Here is a 23,998-nt window from a genome sequence, read left to right as displayed (position 1 = left end):
CGAAGCCGCGTATTAGTGCGTATATTCCGTTTGCGCCAGCAGGGCGGATAACCGGCTGAAATCGAGTACGGAATACGGATTATCCGGTGGCGCCAGCCTGCCCATCGCCGCCAGCGCCTGGAACCGGCTGATAATGGCGCCGGCAAGAGGGCGAATATCGATTTGCGGCGGTTGCCGCGCCAAGCCTTGCATCATCGTCGCCGGGGGAACGCCGGGATAAAATCGGGTTACGCTTGCCAGGGCGCCCTGCGGATCCGCCTTTATCGTGGTTTCCGCCTGCAACAGGGCCTTTATCACCGCATCCACCACATCCGGGTATTGATGTAAAAAGCTCTGGCGTGTGACCAATACGGTATCGGGGTAACCGGTTCCCCACACTTCGGCGGTGTCGCACATTTTTTGAAAACCCAGCATTTCGAGCTGGCTAATCACCGGCTCGATAAAAGTGCAGGCGTCTATTTCACGCCGCTGCATGGCGGTAATCGCCTGGTGCAAGGTGTCGAAATAACGAATATCGCTGTGTTGCCAGGCGCCGCGGTAATGGGTGATCGTATCGTGCAGCAGCACTTCCATCGGATCCTCGAAGAAGGTGCCGAAGCGCAGGGCAGAAGGCGCCGCGGCCACGCTGTCCGGATGGATCATTACCGCCATGCCGCCAACGCCGCTTCCGGCGATAATGCGCAGCGGATCCGCCGCGCTGAAATCGCTCAGCGGCTGGGTAAATCCCGTGGTGCCAATCTGCGCCGCGCCGCTTCTGAGCAATGCGATGGTTGACGCGGTGCCGCTGAGTTCCGGCACCCTCACCGTTAATCCCTGTTCGCGAAAGTAACCGCATGCCTGCGCCACGAATAACGGCAGGTTGGAAAGCGCTTCACCATGAGCCAATACCAGTTCAGACATGCGGTGCTCCACAAAATGCTTAAAGATTGTCAACAATCATCTGCGGCGAAATAGCGTCGGGATCGTTGCGGCAGAGGATATGGATTAAATTTGACAATAAGATCATGCAAAATTGAAGTCAATAATTATTTAAATTGTTCATCAGTTTTATTTTCGTAATATGCATTTCTTATATATAGCGTTTTGCGGGCAAAAAGAAAGGAAAATACAAAGTGAGAAAAGAGCACCTAAAGCGCTCTTTCTACAGGGGAAAACCGGTGGATGTAAAGGGTGTGGGGACATCGGGGCTGCCGGACCGCATGCGCCAGATATAAGAAATTCAGTTTCCCGTGCCGAGCAGGATCTCTTCCAGATCGTCTTCCTCTTCTTCCGGCTCTTCCAGATGAAGCGAATTTTCGATCCCCAGCAGGTGATCCAACATGAGTTTTTGCGCGCGCATGCTGTCCCGCGCCTCTACCGCATCGACCAGCCGTTCATGCTCGTTGTGCTGGCAGGTGACGTCCGTGGGGGTGTCATACAGCAGGATAGTCAAGCACGTCAATAACTGCAGGCCGCGTACGGTTCTTTCAAGAAAACGATTTCCCGCCAGGGAGGCCAGCAGCACATGAAACTCGCCGGACAAGCGCACAATCTTGCGGCGATCGCCTGAATGCCTGGCTTTTTCTTCCTGTTTAACGTGCTGGCGCAGCAGCGTGATTTCCTGCGCGGTCACCCGCTGACATATATTTTCCAGCAAGGGAATCTCGACATAGCGCCGGGCCTGGAAAAATTCCTTCGCTTCCGCAATGGTGGGGCTGGCAATAAAAGCGCCACGGTTGGGCAGGATTTCCACCACGCGCTCGAAAGCCATTTGTTGCAAAGCCTCTCTTACGACGGTGCGGGAGACCTTGAAAATGGCCGCCAGCTTTTCTTCCGTAAGCTTGGTGCCGGGCTTCAGGCGGTGTTCCGAGATGGCATTCATTAATTTCTCATACACCGCGCTGCGATCCCGGGCACATAGCGTGGCCGCGGCCTGCATATTTTCATCTGTCGGACGTTTCGCTCTGGCCATGTTAAATCACTCAGCCTCCTACCTGTGGCGGAATTTAATATCAATATTTATTTACAACAATCATGACACCAATATGTATATGTCTACAAGATAAATTGTTAAACATTAAAATTAATTATGTTTATCAGTCTATACGGACGATACAGTACGGCCGTAGCGTGATGACATTGGTAACCTGGGTTACTATCCTTGAATTACCCTCCTTTGTCCGGCGATTGTTGGCTAATATCACTTGTTTCGTTAAAAAATCGTACTATTTTACAAGATCGGCAGCGGCCTTCCAGGGATTATCGAAGCGTAGACACGCGTCGTATCAATAATAGGACCATGCCATGGATCATATTGTGTATGTTGTTGACGATGATGATGCGGTAAGACAAGCCATCGTTCGGCTGCTACAGTCGGAAGACTTTAACGTTGCCGATTTCGCCTCGGCGGAGATGTTCCTGAACCAGCATTTTGGCCCGCTCCCCAGTTGCTTGATCCTCGATATGAATATGCCGGTGGCGGATGGGTTCCAGGTTCTGGCCGCGCTGGAAAAAAAGGGCAGGGAATTGCCGATTATTTTTATCACCGGGTTTGGCACCATTCCTCTTTCGGTGCGGGCGATGAAGGCCGGGGCCTGCGAGTTTTTAACCAAACCGATCGACGCGGAAGACCTGCTCAACGCCGTGCGCGAGGGGCTGTCGGCGGCGGAAAAAAACCTCTCGTTCGTGAGCGAGCAGTCGAGCCTGGCCCAACGGCATCAAACCCTGACGCCCCGGGAGCGCGAAGTACTGGGACTGGCCATCGGCGGCCTGCTGAATAAACAAATCGCCACGGCGCTGGGCGTCAGTGAAATTACCGCCAAGGTCCATAAACGGCGGGTGATGGAAAAAATGCAGACCCGCTCCCTGGCCGATCTGGTGCGGGCGGCGGAACGGCTGCATATTGTTAAATCACAAAGTCGTTAACGCTTCCCTTCTTATGAGGAACATCATTATGCCGGAGCATGTCAATGGCGATTATCGCGCCAGCCTCAAAACCGTTTCAACCTCATTACGTAAGCTGCATAAGGCCTTGATTGACCTGGAAACGGCGCGCTTCGGCCCGATCGGCGGCCCGTTTGAGCATTTGCAACTGGTGAGCAGCCATCCGCAGTTTGCCTGGATCCGGCGCCTGTCGGAGATCTTGGTGGAATTGGACGAACGGCTGGATGAACCGGACGACATCGATGCCGCAACGGTCCTGTCATATAAAACCGTCATTGAGCGTTTACTTGCCCTCGGGCCGGAAAACGACACGGAATTCGCTAAAAAATATATCGCCGCGCTGCAGGAATCCACCGAGGTGGCTATGGCGCACGGGGCGCTGCGTCATCTCCTGTTTTTAGCCAATGATACGTCAGGCGCGCCGGGTAATGCGCCGGCATGATGCATAGGCTCAGGGCTGTGCCGGGGGCCACGGCGCCACCGGTACGGCCAGGCTGCCGCCCTGGGTGCGTTGCCAATAACCCGGCGATGTGCCGGTAAAGGTTTTAAATACCCGTGAAAAATGGCTTTGGTCGGTAAAACCGCATTCGAGCGCGATCTCCGTCAGCGTCTGTTGCCTGGCGCCCAGGAGTTCCAGCGCTTTCCGGATGCGCATGTTTTGCAGCCAGACACAGGCGGAAGTGCCGGTGGTATTTTTGAAATTGCGCGCAAAGTGCGCGCGGGACAGGCCGCATTCCCGGGCAATCAATTCAAGTGAAACGCCCTTCGCCAGGTTTTCCAGCATAAAATCCTTGGCCCGTTGTTCCTGCCAGGGCGCCAGCCGGCCTTTCTGCCGGGTCCAGTCCTGGGATGCCTTGCCGTAGACTTCGGCAATATGGGCGAACAGCGCCAGGGAGATATGATCAAACATAAAATCATGCATGCCGCCGGGTTGACCCAATAACGGGATCAGCGCCTGTGCCAGATGATAAATCACCGGATCCAGCGCGCCGGGAGCGCAGTCAAAATGACCGATGCGCTTTTGTCCGCTGTCATAGGTGAATTCGTCCAGCGCCTGGCGGGTAATTAAAAATCGTACGTTATCAAAGGCGCTCAAATGCTGGCAACGCCAGTCCTCGGTAAGCCTGGTAATCGCGACGGCCTGCTGCGCGTGTCCGCCCGCGTGGACCAGGCGGCCGTCATGCCAGAGTCGGTGCGAGGCGAAATCCCGCAGTTGCACGATAACGGAAAAGGCTTCGTGATGGGGAATGGCGATAACCGGCGCGTGTTCCGGCGGCATGGTTTCCCTATGGCGGCTGACGACCAGCCGCGCCGCGCCGGTGGCCAGCGGGTTGACTGGCGAGGTGATAGTATCGATTTTTTACGCTCCCGGTGAATGTCGTCGGCTTAGACTGCGCACGCGGCGCACGCAACAACAAGGATCGCTGCAGACCCACAGTAAACCACAGAATACCCGGCTGGCGACCCTTTCCCGGGGCGCCGGGGCGGGATTCAGAATTTAGCCATTAGGGCGAACGCCGCCGCGGCGCGGCCTGGTTTTGCCTTTAAGCGCCGGTGGGCAGCGCAGGCAGGGTGAACGAAAAACAGCTGCCGTGGGGATGGCACTGTGACGCCGCCATCTGCCCCCGGTGGTTTTCGATTATGGCATGGCTGATGGCAAGCCCCATGCCCATGCCCTGCTTCTTGGTGGTATAAAAAGACTCGAATACCCGCGCCCTGACCTCGTCGCTCAGGCCGATACCGGTATCGGCCATGGCGAAGGTTATCTTGCCCGGCGCCGGATTGACGGAGGACAAGGTGAGGATGCGCGGCCGGTCATCCACGTCCGCCATGGCTTCCGCGGCGTTCATCACCAGGTTAAGCAGCACCTGCTGGATTTGCACGCTGTCGCCATAGACGATAAAGGCATCGGCCCATAGCTTATCTTCGATGGCAATCCGGCGTCTTTCCAGTTCGCTATGGGAAAGGGTAAGGATATGATGCGCGGTATGGTGCAAATCGACCGGGGCAAAATGGGGCGGCGCGTTGCGGGTGAGCGCCTGCAGGCTGCGGATCATCTCTCCCGCGCGCTTGCCTTCGGCAATGATATCCTCCAGGCCGGTGCGGACATTATCCAGCCTGGCCGGGTCGCGGTTCAGCCAGCGCAGGCTGGCGCCGGCGTTGGCCACGATGGACATCAGCGGCTGGTTGATTTCATGGGCAATCGAGGCGGTGAGCTGCCCGACCGTCGTGGCCCTCGCCACACGCGCCAAGTCGGCCTGCGCGGCTCTGACCGCGTCCTCGGCCTGTTTGCGGGCGGTGATATCGGTTATGGTGCCAAAATACTCGTGGGCATTGCCGCAGGCCGGGATCGGCTCGCCGATTCCCGCCACGTAGCGAACAGTGCCGTCAGTCCTGACGATGCGATACTCGGCTTGCATGGACAATCCTTTACCCAGGCAATAGTCGATCTGGTTGAGTATCCGGTTTCGGTCATCGGGGTGGACAAAACCGATATAGGCGGTATAGGAGATAGCCTGCTGCTCTTCATTCAAACCGAATATACGCGCGAATTCGGCCGATATTTCCAGCGTTTCCTGGGTGGTTTCCCAGCGCCAGCTGCCGGTGTGGCTGATCTTTTCCCCCAGCATTAATGAGGTCTGGCTGGTGCGCAGCTCGTTCTCGACGCGACGGCGCTGGATATTCTCCTCGAGCAATTCCGCGTACAGGGTGGCGGTTTCAATGGAGATGGCGGCCTGCGCCACCAACAGCGCAATTACCTTCGAATGTTCGGCGGTAAAGGCATCAGGCATCAGCCGGTTTTCCAGGTAGAGCACCCCCACCAGCCGGGCCTGTTTAAACATGGGCACGCACAGCGCCGCCGCGCCGGAAGCCATCAGGTAGGGGTCGTGGCTGAACGGGCTGAACTCCCCCGGCGCGCCCAGGCGGATTTCCTGGCCGGTGCGAATGACCGCGTTAAGCATGGATACCGGCAGATCTGCCGCCACCGGCGCGGCCTTGACCACCTGTACGTTTACGCCGGCGACGGTGGTGTCGGCCCGCGCCTCGATAACCGGCGAACCGGCGATCACCCTGATCAGCAGGCCGCGCTGGGCGCCCGCGTGCTCCAGCGTCATTTTCATCAGGATATGAATCAGCCGGCCGAGATCGATTTCCTCGGATAATGCCCTCGAGGCGATGATAACGCTTTGCAGATCCTGGTTTTCCTGGGCCTGCCTAAAGGAAACCCCCGCGGGGAAACCGCCGCCATCGCCGCTTTTCTCCCGGCTGTCGAGTAGAGCGAACATCTCCTTTCGCATCAGCCCGGCTGCGTTTTTAGCGCCCCGGCGCGCCCGTATGGCCGCCAGGGAAAATTGCCATTTACCGTTTCGCCTGGCCCTGGTGGCCAGTCCGTCATTGATAACGCCGTTGATAAACTGCCGGGCGAGTAAAGGATTGCCGCCGGTCTCGGCATGCGCCAAACCGGCAAGCGCCGCCATATTGGCGGGTGTGGTACGAAAATCGCGCGCCAGCCATCGGGCCAGGGCGGCGGGGCTTAAGGGCGCGGGCTGGATATCCACCACCCGCGCCGCGTTATGGCGCAGCGTGGCAAGCGGCGCGGGACGCGACGGGTCCCCGGGGGATGTCGCGTCGCGTAACGCAACCACCAGCAGCAGCGGCAGCATGGCGGTATGGGCCATCAGGTGCTCCAGCAGGCCCATGCTGGCCGGGTCTATCCACTGAATGTCGTCGATGGCCAATACCAGCGGGCGGCCCAAAGAGGCAAAGGCGCTGGCCAGGCCATATATCATAGGGTTATACCGCGCTTCTCCCGCCTCGGCGGAAAGCGCGTACAGCGGGCTTTTTTTACCCAATATCAATGCCAGTTCCGGTACCAGATTGATGGCCAGCCCCGCATCATCGCCAAGCGCCGACGCGAGACGTGTTTTCAGCGCATCGATTTGCGCCGCCGGTTGCCCGAGCATATACAGGGTAAGCGATCTGAACGCCTCCGACAGCACGGCGAACGGCAGTACCTGTCGATACCGGCAGACCCGGGCGACGGCCAGGAGCGCGTCTTCTCCCCGCAGTCCCGCCAGGGCGCGGGCAATCAGCGATGATCTGCCGATCCCAGGAGGGCCGCCGACCACCACCAGCGCATGGGTTCCCTGGCTTTTCACCCGGGTAAACGCGGCGGAAAAAGCCTGGAGACCGCTGGGCGGCGTGAAGCGGCCATCGGACGGCCGCAACGACGGGGAAACATCCTGCAGCCCCGGTATAAAGTGCCGGATATGGCCGTACGCCGCCAGCGCAGAACGGCATCGCCTGAAATCCGCCATCAACCCTTCGATGGTCTGGTAGCGGCTTTGCGCAGATTTAGCCAGCAGTTTCATCACCACCTGCGATAACATTTCCGGCACAGACGGCCGCAGGGTATGGGGCGCCGCCGGCTCGCAGGCGATATGGTGATGTATCCATTCGGCTACCCCGCCGCCGCCGGGGAACACAAACGGCGGCCGGCCGGCCAGCCGTTCATAAAAAATCATCCCCAGGGAATACAGATCGCTGCGGGCGTCGACGCCGCATTGGGTCCGTCCCGTATGTTCGGGCGACATATAGGCCAGCATATCCTTGCTGACCGGCATGCCCGCCGGCGCCGCCGCCGCGCGCGTCGCCGGGCCGCCCATATCAAGGCGGCAAGCGCCATCGTCGGTCATCGACAGCGCGGCGGGCGTCAGCGCGCCATGGATTATCCCCTCGGCATGCAACAGCCGCAGCGCGGCGCAAATACTCAGGGCCTGGGAGAGAAAAGCGGCGATGGCGCCATTCGCCGGGGCGGATAAGGGATCGGGGGCAGGGTGCGTCTTGTCATCGGTTAAGCGCGATCGTGGCGCCGGCGGCATTGCATTGATCATGGACTTCCCCCGCGTTGGGCTAATACCCGCTGGATATGCTCCAACAGCATATCCACATCGATAGGTTTACGCATAAAAGAAACCGCGCCGGCGTTTAGCGCCCTTTGTGCCATGTCCTCGTCGCCATGGCCGGAAATCAGCATGACCGGCAGCCCCGGTCGGGATTGTCCCAGGCGGCTGATAAGTTCAAACCCGTTTATCCCTTTCAATTTGACATCCAGGATGACGAAATCGATGCTATCCCGCGCTTCATCATTCAGGAATTGCTCCGCCGATTCAAAAGATATCGTCGCATAACCGGCGGATTGCAATAAATTACTTAATCCGCTTCTTACGGAACGATCGTCGTCGATAATGGCTATAAGCAACGAGGGCGTCATGACGGTCGTCCCTAGGATGGCGGGGGCTTTCGGGTATCGGGCGGCGGCGCGCCGCTGATCTTGGGGACACACTCCGTGCGAAACCATGCCAGGGTCAGCGGCTCCCGCTTCAGCAGGCGCCGGCAGACCGGCACAATCTGCTCTCCTATCAGCATACCGAGCAGGCCCAGCAGGGCAATAACCGGCGGCGCGGGTGAACGCACCTGCAGCAATGAATAAATCACGCCGGCTAACACCCCGGCCAGCAGGGAAACAACGTAGGATTTCATAGACCTCCTCCCGGAGCGGATGACTCGCCGCGCAGGGATCGATTGGGCGTGAGAGCCGCGTCTTGCGCCGTTAAGGAGGCAACGGTCTTTTTTGCCGGGGCGGCGTTTGCCGCGTGGCGTGGCGTGGCTTGCGCCGCAAAGGCCTGGCTTATCACCAGCGCCGACAGCTGTTCGCCGATAAGCATCCCCAGCAGGCCGATGAGGGCGATGGCGGGCGGGGCGGGGGAGCGCACTTTCAGCAGCGCATAGACCAGGCCGATCAGAACCCCGGCGCCCAGCGAAATACAATAAGCATTCATATTCACCCCTGCTTTAACGGGAAGCGGCCGGGCGCGCCATGGGGACACGCCGGCCGGGAGAGCGGTTATTTCGCGGGAACCGGCGCCAGGGTATGGTGATCGCCATGGCCCCTTTCCGGCGCCTTATGCACCATGGTATAGGCATAATCCACGCCCATGCCGTAGTCGCCGGAATGCTCCCGCACGATAGCCATCACGGCGTCGTAAGTTTCCTTGCGCGCCCAGTCCCGCTGCCACTCCAGCATCACCTGTTGCCAGGTCACCGGGATCACGCCGGCCTGGATCATGCGCTGCATGGCGTAATCATGGGCTTCCCTGGACGTGCCGCCCGATGCGTCGGCCACCATATAGATTTCATAATCGCCCTCCGCCATGGCGCACAGGGCAAAACTGTTGTTGCACACCTCGGTCCACAGTCCCGAGACCACGACTTTTTTCTTGCCGGTGGCGGCCAGCGCATCGCGCACTTTCTGGTCGTCCCAGGAGTTCATCGACGAGCGTTCAAGGATGTCGTGGGTGGGAAATACATCCAGCAGTTCCGGATAGGTATGGCCGGAAAAACTCAGGGTTTCCACCGTAGTGATGATGGTGGGAATGCCGAACACCTTCGCCGCTTTCGCCAGCGCCACCGTATTGTTCTTTAACACCTGGCGATCTATCGACTGTACGCCGAACGCCATTTGCGGCTGCTGATCGATAAAAATCATCTGGCAGTTGGAGGGCGTCAGCACGTCAAGTTTTGAATCAATCATAATGGTATCCCGAGAGGGTGGAAGGAAAGGATCGCCCGCGCTTACGCGGCGCGCCGGTTGGGACGATGGAAGCCGGAAGTCAGCGGAACATCCATCTGCTGAGATGGTAGGCCGGGGAAATAAGCGAAACCATTATCTCTATGTATAACTAGACGGTGATCCGCGCCGGCGATAATAATCCAGCCATTGCCAACGCGACCACGCCTGACCGCCCGGTGCGCGTTTCCGCCCGCAGCCTGGCGCTGCCCACAGTTCCGGAGGTTTTATGGTTTCGCCCGATAAAGCAGAGACAGCCGAGTTAATCCTGGTGAATGGAAGGTTTCATACCCTGGACCGGCAAAATCCCCTTGCCGACGCGGTAGCCGTCGGCAAGGGAGCATTCCTGGACGTCGGCGACGCCGCGTCGGTGATGCGTTACCGCGGTACGCAGACCAAGGTTATTGATCTGGGGGGGCGTACCGTCGTTCCCGGCCTGAACGACTCCCATCTCCACCTGATCCGCGGCGGGCTGAACTATAACCTCGAACTGCGCTGGGAAGGGGTGCCGTCATTGTCCGACGCCCTGGCGATGTTAAAGGCGCAGGCGGACCGCACGCCACATCCGCAGTGGGTCAGGGTCGTGGGCGGGTGGACCGAGTTCCAGTTTGCGGAGCGCCGGATGCCGACCCTGGACGAGCTTAATGCGGCGGCGCCGGATACGCCGGTCTTTGTACTGCATCTTTACGATCGCGCGCTGCTTAACCGCGCCGCGCTGCGGGTCGTCGGCTATACCAGGGAGACGCCCAATCCTCCGGGCGGCGAAATCCAGCGCGATGCGGCGGGTAATCCCACCGGCATGCTGATAGCCCGCCCGAACGCCATGATCCTGTATGCCACCCTGGCAAAAGGGCCGACGTTGCCGCTGGAGTACCAGGTGAATTCCACCCGGCAGTTTATGCGCGAACTCAACCGGCTCGGCGTCACCAGCGCCATTGATGCCGGCGGCGGTTTCCAGAACTACCCCGAGGATTATGACGTGGTGGATCAACTGGCGCGGGAAGGCCAGCTGACGGTGCGCATCGCCTACAATTTGTTTACCCAGCGTAAAGGCGCGGAGCTGGAGGATTTTCAAAAATGGACCGCCATGGTCAAGCCCGGGCAGGGGGATGACTTTTACCGGCACAACGGCGCGGGCGAAATGCTGGTGTTCTCCGCCGCCGATTTCGAGGACTTCCTGGAGCCGAGGCCGGATTTGGCCGCCGGCATGGAGAACGAACTTGAGCAGGTGGTCCGGCATTTGGTCTCCAATCGCTGGCCCTTCCGTTTGCACGCCACTTATAACGAATCCATCAGCCGCATGCTGGACGTGTTTGAAAAGGTGAATCGCGAGATCCCCTTCGACGGCTTGCATTGGTTATTTGACCACTGCGAAACCATTACGCCGCCCAATATCGAGCGGGTGCGCGCCCTGGGCGGCGGTATTGCCATCCAGCACCGCATGGCTTTTCAGGGCGAATATTTTGTCGATCGCTACGGCGCGGCGGCGGCGAGCCATACGCCGCCCATCGCGCGCATGCTGGCGATGGGCGTGCCGGTGGGCGGCGGCACGGACGCCACCCGCGTGGCCAGCTATAACCCCTGGACCGCGCTCTACTGGCTGGTATCGGGCCGCACCGTCGGCGGCATGAAGCTTTACGATAGTGCGAATCGTCTGCCCCGTGATATTGCCCTTGAGCTGTGGACCGCCGGCAGCGCCTGGTTCTCCGGCGAGCAGGATAAAAAAGGACGGATCAAGGCCGGCCAGCTTGCCGATATGGCGGTATTGACCGCGGATTTTTTTGCCGTGCACGAGGATGAGATCAAATCCATCGCGTCGCTGATGACCCTCGTCGGCGGTAAAGTCGTGTATGCGGACGGCGAGTTTACCTCCCACGGCCCGGCGGCAATCCCGGTGCTGCCGGACTGGTCGCCCGTCGCCCTGGTGCCGGGACATTACCGCCAACTGACCGCCGCCCGCGCCCCGATGTTGCCCCATGCCTGCGCCGGTGCCTGCGGCGTCCACGGCCACGCCCATGACGCCGCGCGCGGTTCCTCGGTGCCGGTCGCCAATCACGCCGGTTTTTGGGGCGCGCTGGGCTGCAGCTGCTTTGCGTTTTGACCATGAAAACCACCGGGCGGTTTTACCTCACCCCGCAGGTCGACCTGGGCCTGCTGTTCCTGCGCCTGACCGGCTGTTTTATGCTGTTGTACGTACACGGCGCGCCTAAAGTGCTGCACTACGCCGATGAGCTCACCAGGATTGAGGATCCTTTTGGGCTGGGGGCGTCCCTGAGCCTGTGGGCCGCCATTTTCGCCGAAGTGGTCTGCCCGGTGTTTATCGCGTTGGGCGTGGCCGCCAGGGCGGCCTGTCTGCCCATCATCGCGGTATTGCTTATCGCCATGCTGGCGGTTCATCCGGACTGGTCGGTGGCGGAAGGACAATTCGGCTGGCTGCTGCTGATTATCTTTACCACCATCGGGTTATGCGGTCCCGGCCGCTGGAGCCTGCGGCCGGCGGCGCGGGGAGGTATCTTATGACGACATCGGACAAACAGGTTTTCAATCAGGATGCCGCCGGCGGGGACAGCGCGGCGGCCGCGCCGCCCTCTTCCTGGAGCCCGCTGCGCCAGCGCGTCTTCCGTATGTTGTGGATTGCCACGGTGGCCTCCAATATCGGTTCCTGGATGAGTGATGTGGGCACCAGCTGGATGATGCTCACCCTTAATTCCGACCCGCTGATGGTGGCTATGGTCCAGGCCGCCGGCAGCCTGCCCATGTTCCTGTTTGCGCTGCCCTCGGGGGTGATGGCCGATATCGTCGACAGGCGCAAATATCTGCTGTTTTCGCAGGCCTGGGTACTGGCGGTGGCGGTGGCCATGGCGCTGCTGGCGTTGTCAGGCCAGATGACGCCGCCCCTGCTGCTGGCCGCGGCGTTCCTGCTAAGCACCGGCGCCGCCATGAGCTCGCCGCCGTTCCAGGCCATCGTGCCGGATCTGATACCGCGCGCGGATCTGGCGCCCGCCATCGCCCTGAACTCGCTTGGCATCAATATTAGCCGCGCCATCGGCCCCGCCCTTGGCGGCCTGATTTTATCGTTTTCCGGTCCGGCGGTGGTTTTTATGCTGAATGCCCTGTCGGTGGTGGGCGTCATCGTCGTGCTGTACCGCTGGAAAACCGACACCGCCATCCAGCGCCTGCCGCCCGAGCATTTTTTTTCCGCCATGCGCGTGGGGCTGCGTTATGTCCATGCGGCGCCGGTGTTGCGCACGGTACTGGTGCGGGCCATGGCGTTCTTCCTTTTCGGCAGCGCCGGCTGGGCATTATTGCCGCTGGTGGCGCAACGCGAATTGGGCCTGGGGCCAGGCGGATATGGCGTGCTGCTGGCGGCCATCGGCATCGGCGCGATTTGCGGCGCCATCCTGCTGCCGGGGCTGCGTAAAAAGCTGACGCCCGACAGCCTGACGGTACTGGCCAGCCTGCTGTTTGCGCTTACCATGCTGGCGCTCGCCTTTGTCCGCCATTTCTGGTGGCTTGCCGGTATCCAGTTTTTTACCGGTTTTGCCTGGATAACCGTGCTGTCGACCCTGAATGTCGGCGCGCAGCGCAGCGCGGCGCGCTGGGTAAAGGCGCGCGCCCTGGCCGTTTACCTGACGGTATTTTTCGGCTCCATGACCGCCGGCAGCGCTGTCTGGGGGAAGCTGGCGTCGCAGCTGACTATATCCACCTCCCTGGCCGTGGCCGCCATCGGCATGGTATTGGGCACCGCCACCGCCCTGCGCTGGCGGTTAAACCAAGATCCCGATTTAAACCTTGAACCCACGGATCACCCCCTGGCGCCGGAGTCCGCCATAGAGCATGACCGGGGCCCAGTGATGATAAGCGTCGAGTATCAGGTTGAACCCGGGGAAATACCCGCCTTTATGCGCGCGATCCAGGAAATGCGGCGCGTCCGCCGGCGCGGCGGCGCGCTGACCTGGGCGGTGTATGAGGACATCGAGTTTCCCGGCAAGTGTGTCGAGGTGTTTGTCGTCGGGTCCTGGCTTGAACATCTGCGACAGCATGAGCGTCACACGGTGAATGATAAACGCATCCAGGATCGGGTGCGCGCATTCCATCATGGCGAGCAGCCGCCGGTGGTGCGCCATCTGGTGGCGCCTGAATAGCGCATTACGGCAACAGATATGACGCCCTGAATCCAGGAATGTACACACCTTCAGTTTTCCCGCACACACCCTGTAAGGAGTATACCTATGACTACTTTTATGACCCGTGACGGCACAGAAATCTATTTCAAGGACTGGGGGCAGGGACAGCCGGTGATCTTTGTCCACGGCTGGCCGCTGGATGCCGATATGTGGGAATACCAGATGACTTTCCTGGCGGCAAAAGGTTATCGCGCGATTGCCTACGATCGCCGTGGTTTCGGCCGTTCCAGCCAGCCCTGGGAGGGTTATGATTATGATACCTTCGCCGATGATCTGGAGGAACTGCTGCAAAAGCTGGAGATCCAGCACGCGGTGCTGGTGGGGTTTTCCATGGGCGGCGGCGAAGTCGCGCGCTACATTGCCCGCCACGGCACCCGGCGATTGGCAAAGGCGGTGCTGATAAGCGCGGTAACCCCGTTGTTTATCAAAACCGCCGATCATCCCGAAGGCGTGGATAAATCGGTCTTCGACGGCATAAAAGCGGGCCTGGCCGCCGACCGGCCGCAGTTTTTAAGCGATTTCAGCACGGTGTTCTACGGTACCAATCGCCCCGATAGCAAGGTTTCGGCCGGCATCCTCACCCAAACGCTGAATATCGCCCTGCTGGCCTCCCTTAAAGGCACCCTGGACTGCGTCACCGCGTTCTCGGAAACGGATTTTCGCCAGGATATGCCGGCATTTTCATTGCCGACCCTGGTCATCCATGGCGATGACGATCAGGTGGTGCCTTTTGCGGCGACGGGTAAACTCGCGGCGGCGGCAATCCCGTCGGCCATCCTGAAAGTGTATCCCGGCGCCCCCCATGCCCTGTGTTTTACCCATAAAGACCGATTGAATCAGGATTTGCTGGCCTTTATACAGCAGGATTAAACCATCCCGGCCCTGTGAATAGGCAGGCTGCGCCGCGTCCTGATAGGTTATGGATCAGGACGCTTCCAATAGGGCCAGATAATCGCCGATTTGCTTGCGCTGCTTGGTTTCGCGCAGTTGCAGGGCCATATTGATAATATCAAGTTGCCGGGCATTGACGGCGATATCAGGGTGTAGCTTTCCTTTTGCCGCGAGCCATTCGGCCACGTCGGCCCAGCGCCATAAGGGCGATACGCCTTTGATCCTTTGCACCGGCGAGGGGAAATCGCCGGAGCCGCGAGTGCCGTCCTTGAGCATGGCAACCGCCTGCCGCGACATATCCGACAGCTCGGCGATATCGCTTAAACCAACCAGGTTGGCATCCACCGAGATGACCCTGGCGCCCAAATCCGCCGATTCGATATCACCGATGGCGCTTAACACCGCCTGGGCGAAAGACGCGCTGTCGCGATCGAATTCCAGGTACACGGATTTACCATAAAAACACACCAGGGCGTCATCGCAGCCGCTCTCGAACAGCCGGTCTTCCAGTCCTTTGGTCTCTGCGGTTACGCCGGAGAGGGTAAGCGCAAAATTGTACAATGCCATTGTCACCTCGATTAAAGGCGGAGATCCGCCTTTGCGTAATAAAGCATGTGGCCATGTTACCGGCAGTGATTGATCTTGCGGCGAAGCTGCCTGGCATGGTTTTCCGCGCTGCGGGGCGTAGACCAGACACGCATTTGATGTTCTTCATGGCCGGGCACGCCGCAGGTCAGGCGGCCAAACGCATGCCCTTTGCCATGGCGAAATCGCCAGCCTTTGGAGAGAGCATATTCAATCGCCGCCTGAATATGCTTGTTGGGATGATCCTTCATCTCCCTCCCTATTGCTTGGGTTAATGTATTAGAAATGTTGACGCTTGTCAACGGTAGATGGCAGTCTCCTGCCGGCTGAGAGTAACAAATCTTTCGCAAGAAGAGAGTATAACGGGTTATTTAACAGTGGATTAGCGAGCGGCGCCGCAAATCCCGGGATAATGGCTGGGCGGTGCGGCCGCCACCGCCCAGCGGTTTATCACCGTGGCGCCTATGGCCGCTGCGCGCTGATATGCGGCGCAAGCTGTGCCGCCAGCCAGTCCATAAACACCCGCGCGCGCTGGGGCAGATAACGGCGATCGGCATAGACCAGCGAAACGTCCATAGGCGGCGCGGGGCAGTCGGGCAGGATCGCCACCAGTCGTCCGGCGGCCAGATGCTCCTCCAGGCCGATGGCCGGCGCCTGGATAATACCCAGGCCGCCGAGACAGGCCGCGTTATAGGCATCAACATTGTTCACCGTGACCAGCGAGGGAAGCTCCTGGCTCAGGTACTTGCCCTGATGGCGGTAAACAAATCCCTCCGCGCGCGATCCCAGGCTGGAGACATAATGGATCAGCACATGGCCGGCCAGATCCGCCGGCGTCCTGGGTATGCCATAGGCCGCCAGGTAAGACGGACTGGCGCAGTTCACCATGGGCAGCCGGCCCAGCCGCCGGGCGACCAGGGAAGCCTCGGTCAGTTCGCCGATACGCAGGACGCAGTCAAAACCTTCGCGCACGATATCCACCCGGCGATCGGTGCAGCTGATTTCAATGCGCAGGTTGGGATATTTTTGCATAAATTCGCCCAATTGCGGCAATACCAGGGCGCGGGCAATACCGGCGGGCATATCCACCCGCAATCGCCCGGCCAGCACCAGGCCGTCCTGGCGGAATAATCCCTCAAGTTCATCCATGTTCGCCAGCATATCCTTGCCGCGCTCATACAGCGCCAGCCCGTCCTGGGTGGCCGTGACGCGGCGGGTCGTGCGATGCAGCAGCCTGGCGCCCACCAGGGCTTCCAGGGTCTGGACATGTTCCGATACCGTTGATTTAGGCAGGCCAAGGCTCTCGCCCGCCTGGGTAAAACTGGACAGTTCGCTGACGCGAATAAAACTGCGCAGCAGCTCAAGCTTGTTGACCATCGTATGTCCGGATTATTGTCCTGTCATACCGAACAGTATTTCCGCTTTTTGCGGGTTTATCTATACCCCGCCGGCTAATAAGCTGTAGACCGACAGATTTACCTACCCACAGGAGCACATCGAGATGAGTCACAAAATTGCTTTAATTACCGGCGCCAGCCGTGGACTGGGCAAAAACGCCGCTCTGCACCTGGCGGCAAAGGGCGTGGATATTATCGGCACCTATCATAGCCGGGCCGAGGAAGCGCAGGCGCTGGTGGCGGAGATTCAACGGGCCGGCGGCAAGGCGGTCATGCTGCAGCTGGACGTCGGCGACAGTAGCCGGTTCAGTGAATTTGCCGCCGAAGTCGGCCGCACCCTGGCCGGGGAGTTTCAATGCGATCGGTTTGATTATCTGGTCAACAATGCGGGCATCGGGCTGCATGCCGCTATCGCCGACACCACCGAACAGCAGTTTGATGAGCTGTTCAGGATTCATTTGAAGGGACCGTTTTTCCTGACGCAAAAACTGCTGCCGCTGATAGCCGACGGCGGGCGCATCCTGAATATCTCCACCGGCCTGACGCGTTTCACCGCCTCGACGGCCGCCGCCGCGTACGCCACCATGAAAGGCGGCCTTGAGGTGTTGACCCGCTATCAGGCCAAAGAATTGGGCGGCAGGGGCATCAGCGTAAATGCCCTGGCTCCCGGGGCGATAGAAACGGACTTCGGCGGTGGGATAGTGCGCGATAACCAGCAGGTCAATCAGCTTATCGCCGCCAACACCGCCCTGGGCCGGGCGGGTCTGCCCGACGATATCGGCGGCGCGGTGGCCGCCCTGCTTGCCGAGGGTACTCATTGGATGACCGGCCAGCGTATCGAAGCCTCCGGCGGCATGTTTATCTGACGCGCCGGGCCGCGCTGTCCGCCAGCTGCAGGGCGCAGGGCTGCCGGCGCAGTTCCGCCATGACCGGCGGCGGGAGTTTGTCGTCGGTGATGATGTCGGTTAAGTCCGCCAGGGGCATGGCGCAGAACAGCGAGTAAGCGCCGTATTTACTGCTGTCCGCCAGCAGGATACGCCGTCCGGCATGGGCGGCGAGATCCCGTTTGAGCGCCGCTTTATCCTCTGTCGGCGTGGTCACGCCCTTTTCCAGGCTCCAGGAGTTACAACTGATAAAGGCCACGTCCGGATAGATTTTCTGCAGCAGCTGGCGGCCGTGGTCGCCGATGCAGGACTGGCTGCTGTCATCAATACGTCCGCCGGTAATCGTCACCTCGATTTGCTTGAATTCCGATAAGAACAGCGCGATATGCAAATCCGAGGTGATAACCCGCAACGGCAGATGGGTCAGATGGCGCGCCAGTTCCAGCATGGTGGTGCCCGCATCCAGCACGACGGCGTCGCCGGGCCGCACGCATTGCGCCGCCAGTTCGGCGATGGCCTGTTTCTCCAGCAGGTTGCGCTGCTGTTTTTCATTGGTGGTCGGCTGCGCGGGGATAAAACGGTTGAGCGTGACGCCGCCGTGGGTACGGCTGATAACGCCCTGCTCATCAAGTTTGATTAAATCGCGGCGAATGGTCGCGGGGGAGGCGGTTATCGCCTCGACCAGTTGTTCCACGGTGACCAGATTATGGCTTTTAAGGTATTCCATAATCTGATCTAAACGACTTTGTCCCTTCATAGCGCCCGTTCAGTTAAGCCAATGGCACGGCTGATTTTATGGATATCGCCATGCTGTCAGAGTTGGCTTTAGCTGTCCAGCCAATATCAAACGCCGCGCTTTTGTCCCCGTCATCTAACCAGCAAGATAGCCGGTATGGCTTGCTGCCTTATGCCCGCGCCGGTCGGCGTGGTCAAAATGGCTGCGCCTGATTGCCAATCTTTTCAATTAATTCAGTTATATAGTGCCAAAAAAATTCCTCAGGCCAAATGGCAGGCCACCTGCTGCCCGGAAGGTTTGGCGCGCAGGATGGGATGTTCCGCGCGGCAGCGGTCCGTGACATAGGGGCAGCGGGTATGGAAACGGCAGCCCGGGGGCGGCGACAGGGGGCTTGGCAACTCGCCGGCCAGGCTGACCGTGGCGACGCGGTTGGCCGGATCCATGCCGGGCGCCGCGCGCAGCAGCGCCTGGGTATAGGGATGCAGCGGCTGCCGGTACAGGACCTCCGTCGCGCCGGTTTCAATGACTTCACCCAGATACATCACCGCCACGCGATGGGAAATATGCCGTACCAGCCGCAGGTCATGGGCGACAAACAGCACCGTCAGCGCCAGCTTTTGCTGTAAATCCAGCAGCAGGTTCACTACTTGCGCCTGTACCGAGACATCCAGCGCCGACACCAGTTCGTCCGCCACCAGCACTTCCGGCGCCACCGCCAGCGCCCGGGCAATGCCGATGCGCTGGCGTTGGCCGCCGGAAAATTCATGGGGCAGCTTATCCACCGCGTCGGCGGGCAGGCGTACCAGTTCGAGCAGCGCCATGATGCGCGCCGGGATCGCGGCGCGCGGGCACATCCTGTGTACCGAGAGCGCCTCGCGCAATACCTGTCCCACCGTCATGCGCGGGTTAAGCGAACCATACGGGTCCTGGAAGATCATCTGCACCTGGCGGTTGAAATCGCGCCTTCCCTTGCCGCGCAGCGCGGCGATATCCTGGCCTTTAAAGCGGATGCGGCCGTCATCGGCCGCCAGCAGGCCCACCAGCGCCCGCGCCAGCGTTGATTTGCCGCAACCCGATTCGCCCACCACCCCCAGGGTTTCACCCCGCTGTAATTCCAGCCTGACGCCGTTAAGCGCCTGGATAAACTGGGGCGGGTGCCCCTGCAACCGATGCCAAAGCGATTGTTTTACCGCAAAACGCACCTGTGCGTCCTCGACGCAGATAATCGGTTGTTCGTCCGCCGGGGTTAATCCGTTCATCACAGGCTCCGCGTTTTGACCAGATGTTGATAATGGTGGCAGGCCACGCCCCGGTGGTCCGCCAGGGACAGCAGCGGCGGTACCTGCTGGCGGCACAGATCCGTGGCGTACGCGCAGCGCGGGTTAAAGCTGCAGCCCGGCGGCGGGTCCAACAGCGAGGGCGGCGTGCCCTCGATGGAGAGCAGCGGCGTGCGTTCCACGCCGACCCGCGGCACCGAGCCCATCAAACCCTGGGTATAGGGGTGGCGTGGCGTTGCAAACACCGCACCCACCTCGCCCGATTCCACGATGCGGCCGGCGTACATCACCGCCACCCGATCGCACAGCTGCGCCACCACCCCCAGATCGTGGGTGACGAAAATAATGCCCATATGCAGCCTGTCCCGCAGGGACAGCAGCAGATTAAGGATTTGCTGCTGGATGGTGACGTCCAGCGCGGTGGTCGGCTCATCCGCCAGCAGCAGGCTGGGTTCTCCCGCCAGCGCGATGGCAATCATCACCCGCTGGCGCATGCCGCCGGAAAACTCGTGGGGGTAGTTTTCCAGCCGGCGCCGGGCGTCGGGAATGCCGACCTGGTTAAGCAGTTCAACGGTGCGCGCCAGCCGCTGGCGACCGTTAAGCCGCGTATGGGCGCGCAGCGTCTCGTCAATTTGCCGGTGTACCGTTAACACCGGATTGAGGGCGATCATCGGCTCCTGGAAAATCATGGCGATGTCGCCGCCGCGGATGCGTTGCAATTCTTGCGGCGCGGCGTCGATGAGTTCCCGTCCCCGCCAGGTCACCGAACCGCTAACCTGGGCCGACCCGGGCATAAGGCGCAGCAGGGAACGCAGCGTCACGCTTTTGCCGGAGCCGGATTCGCCCACCAGCCCGAGTATTTCGCCGGGCCGCAGTTCAAAACTGATATCCTGGATGGCCTTTATCATCCCGCGCGGGGTATGGATAACGGTGTTCAGGTTGCTGACCCGCAGGGTATCGTCACCCGGCGCGCCCGGCGCCTTGCCTGGTAATTCAGGGCCTGGCGCTGTCGTGGCATGCATTCTCGACCTCCCTCATCAGCGGTGTCCGGGCCGGAGCCGTTCGGCCAGCACATCGCCCAGCAGGCTGAATCCCAGTCCGGTAAGCACGATGGCCAGGCCGGGGAAAATAGTGATCCACCAGGCGGTATCCATAAAATTCTTGCCGGCGGCGATTAATACTCCCCACTCCGCGGTGGGCGGCTGCGCCCCCAGGCCGAGATAGCCCAGGCTGGAGCCGAGCAAAATAGCCAGCGCCATATCGGTCATCCAGTACACCAGGGTGGTGGTCATGACGTTGGGCAACAAATGTCGGAAAATAATGCGCGGCCGGCTATACCCCATCACCTGGCCGGCGGCAATATAGTCCAGGCGTTTCTGGATACTGACTTCACCGGCGATCAGCCGGGCATAGAACACCCAATAGATAATGCCGACCGCCACATACATGCTGCCCAGGCCCGGGCCGAGGATTGCCACGATGGCTATCACCAGCACCAGCAGCGGGAACGTGATCACCGCGTCCACCACCCGCTGGAACAGCGTTTCCGCCCAGCCGCCGTAAAAACCCACCAATAGCCCGACCAGCGTGCCGAAAACCATGGGGAACAGCGTGGTAAACAAGGCGATTTGCAAATCCACCCGGTAGGCATAGATAACACGTGAAAAAATATCGCGGCCAAAATTATCGGTGCCGAACAGGTGATGCGGGCCGGGCGGTTTCAGGATGGCGCGGTAATCGAACGCCAGCGGATCGTAGGGGGCGATCAACTGCGGGAAAAAACCGGCGGCCAGGCTGAACAGCAGGATGATGGCCGTGCTCAGCAGTGGCCAGGGGATATGCCGCCGCCAGGTACGGGCCGGCATTGATGGCGCCGGATGGACCGTCATCGCGCTCTCCTCGGGTCGATCATGACCTGGACGATATCGGTCACCAGGAAAATAAGCGACACCATTACCGACAGCACGATGACCAGTCCCTGGACCATGGGGTAGTCGCGGCTGAAGATACTGTCGACCATCAGGCGGCAGATGCCGGGGACGGCAAACACCGTTTCGGTGATCACCGCGCTGCCGATAATGGTGCCGATATTAAGGGCAAACAGACTGACGGTGGGGATAAGCGAATTACGCATCACATGGCGCAGCATAATCACCCGGTTTTTCAGCCCCTTGGCGCGGGCAAAGGTAATGTATTCCGCGTCCAGCACCGCGATAATAGACGTGCGCAGGTTATTGATAAGCACTGCCGCCAGGCTCAGGGCCAGGGTCATCGACGGCAGGAACAGATGGTACAGCTTATCCGTGAAAGTGGCGCCGTAGCCGCCCACCGGAAACCAGTGCAGATGGGCGGAAAACACCGTCAGCAACACCAGGCCGATATAAAACGACGGCATGGACAGCGTTACCTGGAAAGAACCGCGGATAGTCATATCGGCGGCGCTATTGCGCTTAAGCGCCGAGACAAAGGCCAGCGGAATCGCCATCAGCAGCGCGAACAGGCCGGCCATGGCGGTCAGCATCAGGCTGACCGGCAGGCGCTCGGCAATCACCCTGGTCACCGGGCTGTGCAGCACATAGGAGTTGCCCAGGTTGCCGGTCAGTACCTGGCGGGCAAAAAAGAAAAATTGCACCGGCAGCGGTTTGTCCAGTCCCAGCTGTGCGTTGATCCTCGCCACGTCGGCCTCGGTGCTGCGATCGCCAATCATGGCGCTGGCGGGATCGCCCGGCAGCAGCCGTACAATGGCGAAAGTCACCACCAGGATCACCAGCAACGTGGGGATAATCAGCAAAATACGTTTAACGATATAGGCAAACTCTGACACCCCTCTCTTCTCCTGTTCCAGGTTCCGGCCGTTAACCTGCGTCGACGTTATTTGCGCGTCAGGTAGGTTTCGGCAAACAGGTTATTGCCCAGCGGAATCTGCACAAAGCCGTGCACCGTCTTATTCAACGCCACCGGGTAAGGGCTTTCATACAGCGGCACGATCGGCCCCTGGGCGTTAAAGATCGCCTGGATCTGTTGATAATCGGCCGCGCGTTTTTGCGGATCGATTTCCTGCTGGGATTGCTCAAACAGCTGGTCTACCCGATCGTTTTTCCAGCCCGAATGCACCGCCTGGATATTTTTCGAATAAGCGAAGTAAGAGGTGATTTCATTGGGATCGGCAATATCATCGGTCCAGGTAGATAAGCGCATGCCGAAATCGCCCTTGCGATAGCGGTCGGTTTCCGTGGCGTGGTCCACCTGGGTGATGGTGAGTTTAACGCCCACCTGCGCCCACATTTGCTGCAGGGCGGTGGCGATGCTGATTTCGTCCTCATTGCCGGCCAGTACCATGATATTGGCGCTGAAACCGCTGGCGAAACCGGCCTGATCCAGCAGCTGTTTGGCCTTGGCCGTATCCACCGGATAGAGCGGTTTGTCGCCTACGTGCCCCGGCGTGCCGCTGGAAATATAAGACGTCATCGGCGTGCCGATGCCATAGGTCACCAGTTGGATAATGCCTTGCTTATCGGTGGCGTAGTTCAGCGCCTGGCGCACCTTTTCATTGGCCAGCGGATTGGCCGCGCCCTGGTACTGCGGGCGCACGTTCAGGCTGACGTATTCCACCCGGGTGGAGGGAAACAGTTTCATATCAATGGCCGGATTGGCCTTCAATTCGTTGACGCGCGAATACGGGATAAACTCGGTGGCGTCCAGCTCGCCCGACTGTAACTTCAGGATGCGCGTGGCGTCGTCCGGGACGATCTCGAAGGTAATGCCGTCGAGATAGGGCAGCGGCTTGCCGTCGGCGCCGTTGCGCCAGTAATACGGGTTGCGCACCAGGGTCATGGTGGCGTTATGCTGCCAGGATTTCAGCACATAGGGGCCGGACCCCACCGGATGCTCGGCGAAAGCTTCCGCTTTTTGCTGGTCGGTGGCGCCCGGCGTCGCCTCGAACTGCTTTTTCGGCATGATGGAGGTATTAAACGCCGTCAGGGCGCTGAGGATGGCCGGGTCCGGGTGTTTCAGATGCAGGGTAATGGCGTTGGCGCCGTCAATGGAGACGCTGGCGATGGAATCGACCATAAATTGCCATACCCCGTTGCCGGGCTTGCTGGCGCGTTCCAGCGACCATTTAACATCTTCTGCGGTAATCGGCGATCCATCGGAGAACTTGATATTATCGCGCAGGGTCAGGCTGACGCTTTTGCCGTCGGCGGCGATATTCCATTTGTCCGCCAGGCCCGGTTCGATGCCTTTGCCGTCGGCGGTGGGAAACAGGAGCGTGTCATACAGATTCGACAGGATCCAGATATCGGTATTGTTTTCATTCAATACCGGTTCCAGGAACGAACTATCGCTATAGCGGCCATAGACCAGCGTGCCGCCGCGCTGCACGGTATCCGCCGCCCAGGCGTGGGCCAGTGGTAGCGCGCCCGCCGTCAGCAAGGCGATTAACGTTATCCGATGCATAACCTTCATTGTGCCCATCCCCTTATCGCT

23 protein-coding genes and 2 pseudogenes are annotated in these 23,998 nt (G+C 60.0%); 7 read left to right on the top strand and 18 right to left on the bottom strand.

The annotated features are described in order from the left end of the window. Positions 1–12: 12 nt before the first annotated feature. On the bottom strand, positions 13–900 hold the full coding sequence (locus ACL2XN_RS16175) for an ABC transporter substrate-binding protein (protein WP_413729076.1): 888 nt from the start codon (positions 898–900) through the stop codon (positions 13–15). Positions 901–1,219: 319 nt separating this feature from the next. Continuing rightward, the gene (locus ACL2XN_RS16170) at positions 1,220–1,951 is read right to left on the bottom strand and encodes a GntR family transcriptional regulator (protein WP_413721859.1); all 732 of its coding nucleotides are present in this window, start codon (positions 1,949–1,951) and stop codon (positions 1,220–1,222) included. Between the two features lie 332 nt (positions 1,952–2,283). Here ACL2XN_RS16170 and ACL2XN_RS16165 point away from each other — a divergent pair, with 332 nt between their 5' ends. Continuing rightward, positions 2,284–2,904: a response regulator transcription factor gene (locus ACL2XN_RS16165; protein ID WP_413721860.1), complete on the top strand. Its 621-nt coding sequence runs from the start codon at positions 2,284–2,286 to the stop codon at positions 2,902–2,904. A gap of 28 nt (positions 2,905–2,932) precedes the next feature. After that, on the top strand, positions 2,933–3,364 hold the full coding sequence (locus ACL2XN_RS16160) for a hypothetical protein (RefSeq protein ID WP_413721861.1): 432 nt from the start codon (positions 2,933–2,935) through the stop codon (positions 3,362–3,364). A 9-nt stretch (positions 3,365–3,373) separates the two neighbouring features. Here ACL2XN_RS16160 and ACL2XN_RS16155 read toward each other — a convergent pair whose 3' ends face one another. From ACL2XN_RS16155 to ACL2XN_RS16125, 7 genes and pseudogenes are all read right to left on the bottom strand, one after another. After that, positions 3,374–4,201 (bottom strand): helix-turn-helix domain-containing protein, encoded by an 828-nt coding sequence (locus ACL2XN_RS16155; RefSeq protein ID WP_413729074.1) that lies wholly within the window; start codon positions 4,199–4,201, stop codon positions 3,374–3,376. 265 nt (positions 4,202–4,466) lie between these two features. Then, positions 4,467–6,149: pseudogene (locus ACL2XN_RS16150) on the bottom strand (ATP-binding protein); the annotation flags it as partial. 477 nt (positions 6,150–6,626) lie between these two features. Then, a pseudogene (locus ACL2XN_RS16145) lies at positions 6,627–7,805 on the bottom strand (serine/threonine protein kinase); the annotation flags it as partial. A gap of 8 nt (positions 7,806–7,813) precedes the next feature. Beyond that, positions 7,814–8,197 carry a response regulator transcription factor gene (locus tag ACL2XN_RS16140; protein WP_413721863.1) on the bottom strand — a complete coding sequence of 128 codons (384 nt, stop codon included), beginning with the start codon at positions 8,195–8,197 and terminating at the stop codon, positions 7,814–7,816. Between the two features lie 11 nt (positions 8,198–8,208). Next, entirely contained in the window at positions 8,209–8,466 is a 258-nt protein-coding gene (locus ACL2XN_RS16135) for a DUF1427 family protein (protein ID WP_410012587.1), read from the bottom strand. Next, complete coding sequence (locus tag ACL2XN_RS16130) at positions 8,463–8,765, bottom strand: DUF1427 family protein (RefSeq protein ID WP_410012586.1); 303 nt, start codon at positions 8,763–8,765, stop codon at positions 8,463–8,465. The genes ACL2XN_RS16135 and ACL2XN_RS16130 overlap by 4 nt, the downstream gene beginning before the upstream one ends. 65 nt (positions 8,766–8,830) lie before the next feature. Next, positions 8,831–9,517, bottom strand: a complete 687-nt coding sequence (locus ACL2XN_RS16125) for a hydrolase (protein ID WP_413729073.1) — start codon at positions 9,515–9,517, stop codon at positions 8,831–8,833. Between the two features lie 265 nt (positions 9,518–9,782). On the opposite strand from ACL2XN_RS16125, the gene ACL2XN_RS16120 reads away from it, so the two are divergent. The 4 genes from ACL2XN_RS16120 (at position 9,783) to ACL2XN_RS16105 (ending at position 14,610) form a co-directional block, all read left to right on the top strand. Further along, positions 9,783–11,654, top strand: a complete 1,872-nt coding sequence (locus ACL2XN_RS16120) for an amidohydrolase (RefSeq protein WP_413729072.1) — start codon at positions 9,783–9,785, stop codon at positions 11,652–11,654. A 2-nt stretch (positions 11,655–11,656) separates the two neighbouring features. Continuing rightward, complete coding sequence (locus ACL2XN_RS16115; protein WP_410012583.1) at positions 11,657–12,073, top strand: DoxX family protein; 417 nt, start codon at positions 11,657–11,659, stop codon at positions 12,071–12,073. After that, positions 12,070–13,698 (top strand): MFS transporter, encoded by a 1,629-nt coding sequence (locus ACL2XN_RS16110; RefSeq protein WP_410012582.1) that lies wholly within the window; start codon positions 12,070–12,072, stop codon positions 13,696–13,698. Before ACL2XN_RS16115 ends, ACL2XN_RS16110 begins: the two co-directional genes overlap by 4 nt. Positions 13,699–13,785: 87 nt before the next feature. Continuing rightward, positions 13,786–14,610 carry an alpha/beta fold hydrolase gene (locus ACL2XN_RS16105; protein ID WP_410012581.1) on the top strand — a complete coding sequence of 275 codons (825 nt, stop codon included), beginning with the start codon at positions 13,786–13,788 and terminating at the stop codon, positions 14,608–14,610. A gap of 54 nt (positions 14,611–14,664) precedes the next feature. Here the strand turns inward: ACL2XN_RS16105 and ACL2XN_RS16100 are convergent, their stop codons facing one another. The 3 genes from ACL2XN_RS16100 to ACL2XN_RS16090 form a co-directional block, all read right to left on the bottom strand. Further along, positions 14,665–15,198: a helix-turn-helix transcriptional regulator gene (locus ACL2XN_RS16100; RefSeq protein WP_410012580.1), complete on the bottom strand. Its 534-nt coding sequence runs from the start codon at positions 15,196–15,198 to the stop codon at positions 14,665–14,667. A gap of 56 nt (positions 15,199–15,254) precedes the next feature. Beyond that, on the bottom strand, positions 15,255–15,467 hold the full coding sequence (locus tag ACL2XN_RS16095; RefSeq protein ID WP_410012579.1) for a hypothetical protein: 213 nt from the start codon (positions 15,465–15,467) through the stop codon (positions 15,255–15,257). Positions 15,468–15,678: 211 nt separating this feature from the next. Beyond that, complete coding sequence (locus tag ACL2XN_RS16090) at positions 15,679–16,593, bottom strand: LysR family transcriptional regulator (RefSeq protein ID WP_410012578.1); 915 nt, start codon at positions 16,591–16,593, stop codon at positions 15,679–15,681. A 124-nt stretch (positions 16,594–16,717) separates the two neighbouring features. Here ACL2XN_RS16090 and ACL2XN_RS16085 point away from each other — a divergent pair, with 124 nt between their 5' ends. Beyond that, a complete protein-coding gene (locus ACL2XN_RS16085; RefSeq protein WP_410012577.1) occupies positions 16,718–17,479 on the top strand; it encodes an SDR family NAD(P)-dependent oxidoreductase in 762 nt (253 codons plus the stop codon). Here the strand turns inward: ACL2XN_RS16085 and ACL2XN_RS16080 are convergent. The 6 genes from ACL2XN_RS16080 to ACL2XN_RS16055 form a co-directional block, all read right to left on the bottom strand. Continuing rightward, entirely contained in the window at positions 17,472–18,254 is a 783-nt protein-coding gene (locus ACL2XN_RS16080) for a DeoR/GlpR family DNA-binding transcription regulator (protein WP_410012576.1), read from the bottom strand. The two genes, ACL2XN_RS16085 and ACL2XN_RS16080, sit on opposite strands and share 8 nt — an antisense overlap. A 239-nt stretch (positions 18,255–18,493) precedes the next feature. After that, complete coding sequence (locus ACL2XN_RS16075; RefSeq protein WP_413727357.1) at positions 18,494–19,492, bottom strand: ABC transporter ATP-binding protein; 999 nt, start codon at positions 19,490–19,492, stop codon at positions 18,494–18,496. Further along, entirely contained in the window at positions 19,492–20,532 is a 1,041-nt protein-coding gene (locus tag ACL2XN_RS16070) for an ABC transporter ATP-binding protein (RefSeq protein WP_410012574.1), read from the bottom strand. Before ACL2XN_RS16070 ends, ACL2XN_RS16075 begins: the two co-directional genes overlap by 1 nt. A gap of 15 nt (positions 20,533–20,547) precedes the next feature. Continuing rightward, on the bottom strand, positions 20,548–21,399 hold the full coding sequence (locus ACL2XN_RS16065; RefSeq protein ID WP_410012573.1) for an ABC transporter permease: 852 nt from the start codon (positions 21,397–21,399) through the stop codon (positions 20,548–20,550). Then, the gene (locus ACL2XN_RS16060; RefSeq protein WP_413729070.1) at positions 21,396–22,334 is read right to left on the bottom strand and encodes an ABC transporter permease; all 939 of its coding nucleotides are present in this window, start codon (positions 22,332–22,334) and stop codon (positions 21,396–21,398) included. The genes ACL2XN_RS16065 and ACL2XN_RS16060 overlap by 4 nt, the downstream gene beginning before the upstream one ends. 47 nt (positions 22,335–22,381) lie before the next feature. Next, positions 22,382–23,977 (bottom strand): ABC transporter substrate-binding protein, encoded by a 1,596-nt coding sequence (locus tag ACL2XN_RS16055; RefSeq protein WP_413729069.1) that lies wholly within the window; start codon positions 23,975–23,977, stop codon positions 22,382–22,384. Positions 23,978–23,998 lie beyond the last annotated feature (21 nt).

The organism is Sodalis sp. RH22, from assembly GCF_047324165.1.
Lineage (GTDB): Bacteria > Pseudomonadota > Gammaproteobacteria > Enterobacterales > Enterobacteriaceae > Acerihabitans.
This window is presented reverse-complemented; position numbering and strand designations above follow the sequence as displayed.

What these genes read in the sequence shown, in the direction of transcription:
- ACL2XN_RS16090 (WP_410012578.1), bottom strand. Translation starts at nt 16,593, where the DNA reads ATGGTCAACAAGCTTGAGCTGCTGCGCAGTTTTATTCGCGTCAGCGAA.
- ACL2XN_RS16130 (WP_410012586.1), bottom strand. Translation starts at nt 8,765, where the DNA reads ATGAATGCTTATTGTATTTCGCTGGGCGCCGGGGTTCTGATCGGCCTG.
- ACL2XN_RS16160 (WP_413721861.1), top strand. Translation starts at nt 2,933, where the DNA reads ATGCCGGAGCATGTCAATGGCGATTATCGCGCCAGCCTCAAAACCGTT.
- ACL2XN_RS16085 (WP_410012577.1), top strand. Translation starts at nt 16,718, where the DNA reads ATGAGTCACAAAATTGCTTTAATTACCGGCGCCAGCCGTGGACTGGGC.
- ACL2XN_RS16065 (WP_410012573.1), bottom strand. Translation starts at nt 21,399, where the DNA reads ATGACGGTCCATCCGGCGCCATCAATGCCGGCCCGTACCTGGCGGCGG.
- ACL2XN_RS16100 (WP_410012580.1), bottom strand. Translation starts at nt 15,198, where the DNA reads ATGGCATTGTACAATTTTGCGCTTACCCTCTCCGGCGTAACCGCAGAG.
- ACL2XN_RS16155 (WP_413729074.1), bottom strand. Translation starts at nt 4,201, where the DNA reads ATGCCGCCGGAACACGCGCCGGTTATCGCCATTCCCCATCACGAAGCC.
- ACL2XN_RS16125 (WP_413729073.1), bottom strand. Translation starts at nt 9,517, where the DNA reads ATGATTGATTCAAAACTTGACGTGCTGACGCCCTCCAACTGCCAGATG.
- ACL2XN_RS16170 (WP_413721859.1), bottom strand. Translation starts at nt 1,951, where the DNA reads ATGGCCAGAGCGAAACGTCCGACAGATGAAAATATGCAGGCCGCGGCC.
- ACL2XN_RS16165 (WP_413721860.1), top strand. Translation starts at nt 2,284, where the DNA reads ATGGATCATATTGTGTATGTTGTTGACGATGATGATGCGGTAAGACAA.
- ACL2XN_RS16105 (WP_410012581.1), top strand. Translation starts at nt 13,786, where the DNA reads ATGACTACTTTTATGACCCGTGACGGCACAGAAATCTATTTCAAGGAC.
- ACL2XN_RS16055 (WP_413729069.1), bottom strand. Translation starts at nt 23,977, where the DNA reads ATGAAGGTTATGCATCGGATAACGTTAATCGCCTTGCTGACGGCGGGC.
- ACL2XN_RS16110 (WP_410012582.1), top strand. Translation starts at nt 12,070, where the DNA reads ATGACGACATCGGACAAACAGGTTTTCAATCAGGATGCCGCCGGCGGG.
- ACL2XN_RS16120 (WP_413729072.1), top strand. Translation starts at nt 9,783, where the DNA reads ATGGTTTCGCCCGATAAAGCAGAGACAGCCGAGTTAATCCTGGTGAAT.
- ACL2XN_RS16075 (WP_413727357.1), bottom strand. Translation starts at nt 19,492, where the DNA reads ATGAACGGATTAACCCCGGCGGACGAACAACCGATTATCTGCGTCGAG.
- ACL2XN_RS16095 (WP_410012579.1), bottom strand. Translation starts at nt 15,467, where the DNA reads ATGAAGGATCATCCCAACAAGCATATTCAGGCGGCGATTGAATATGCT.
- ACL2XN_RS16115 (WP_410012583.1), top strand. Translation starts at nt 11,657, where the DNA reads ATGAAAACCACCGGGCGGTTTTACCTCACCCCGCAGGTCGACCTGGGC.
- ACL2XN_RS16175 (WP_413729076.1), bottom strand. Translation starts at nt 900, where the DNA reads ATGTCTGAACTGGTATTGGCTCATGGTGAAGCGCTTTCCAACCTGCCG.
- ACL2XN_RS16080 (WP_410012576.1), bottom strand. Translation starts at nt 18,254, where the DNA reads ATGAAGGGACAAAGTCGTTTAGATCAGATTATGGAATACCTTAAAAGC.
- ACL2XN_RS16135 (WP_410012587.1), bottom strand. Translation starts at nt 8,466, where the DNA reads ATGAAATCCTACGTTGTTTCCCTGCTGGCCGGGGTGTTAGCCGGCGTG.
- ACL2XN_RS16070 (WP_410012574.1), bottom strand. Translation starts at nt 20,532, where the DNA reads ATGCATGCCACGACAGCGCCAGGCCCTGAATTACCAGGCAAGGCGCCG.
- ACL2XN_RS16140 (WP_413721863.1), bottom strand. Translation starts at nt 8,197, where the DNA reads ATGACGCCCTCGTTGCTTATAGCCATTATCGACGACGATCGTTCCGTA.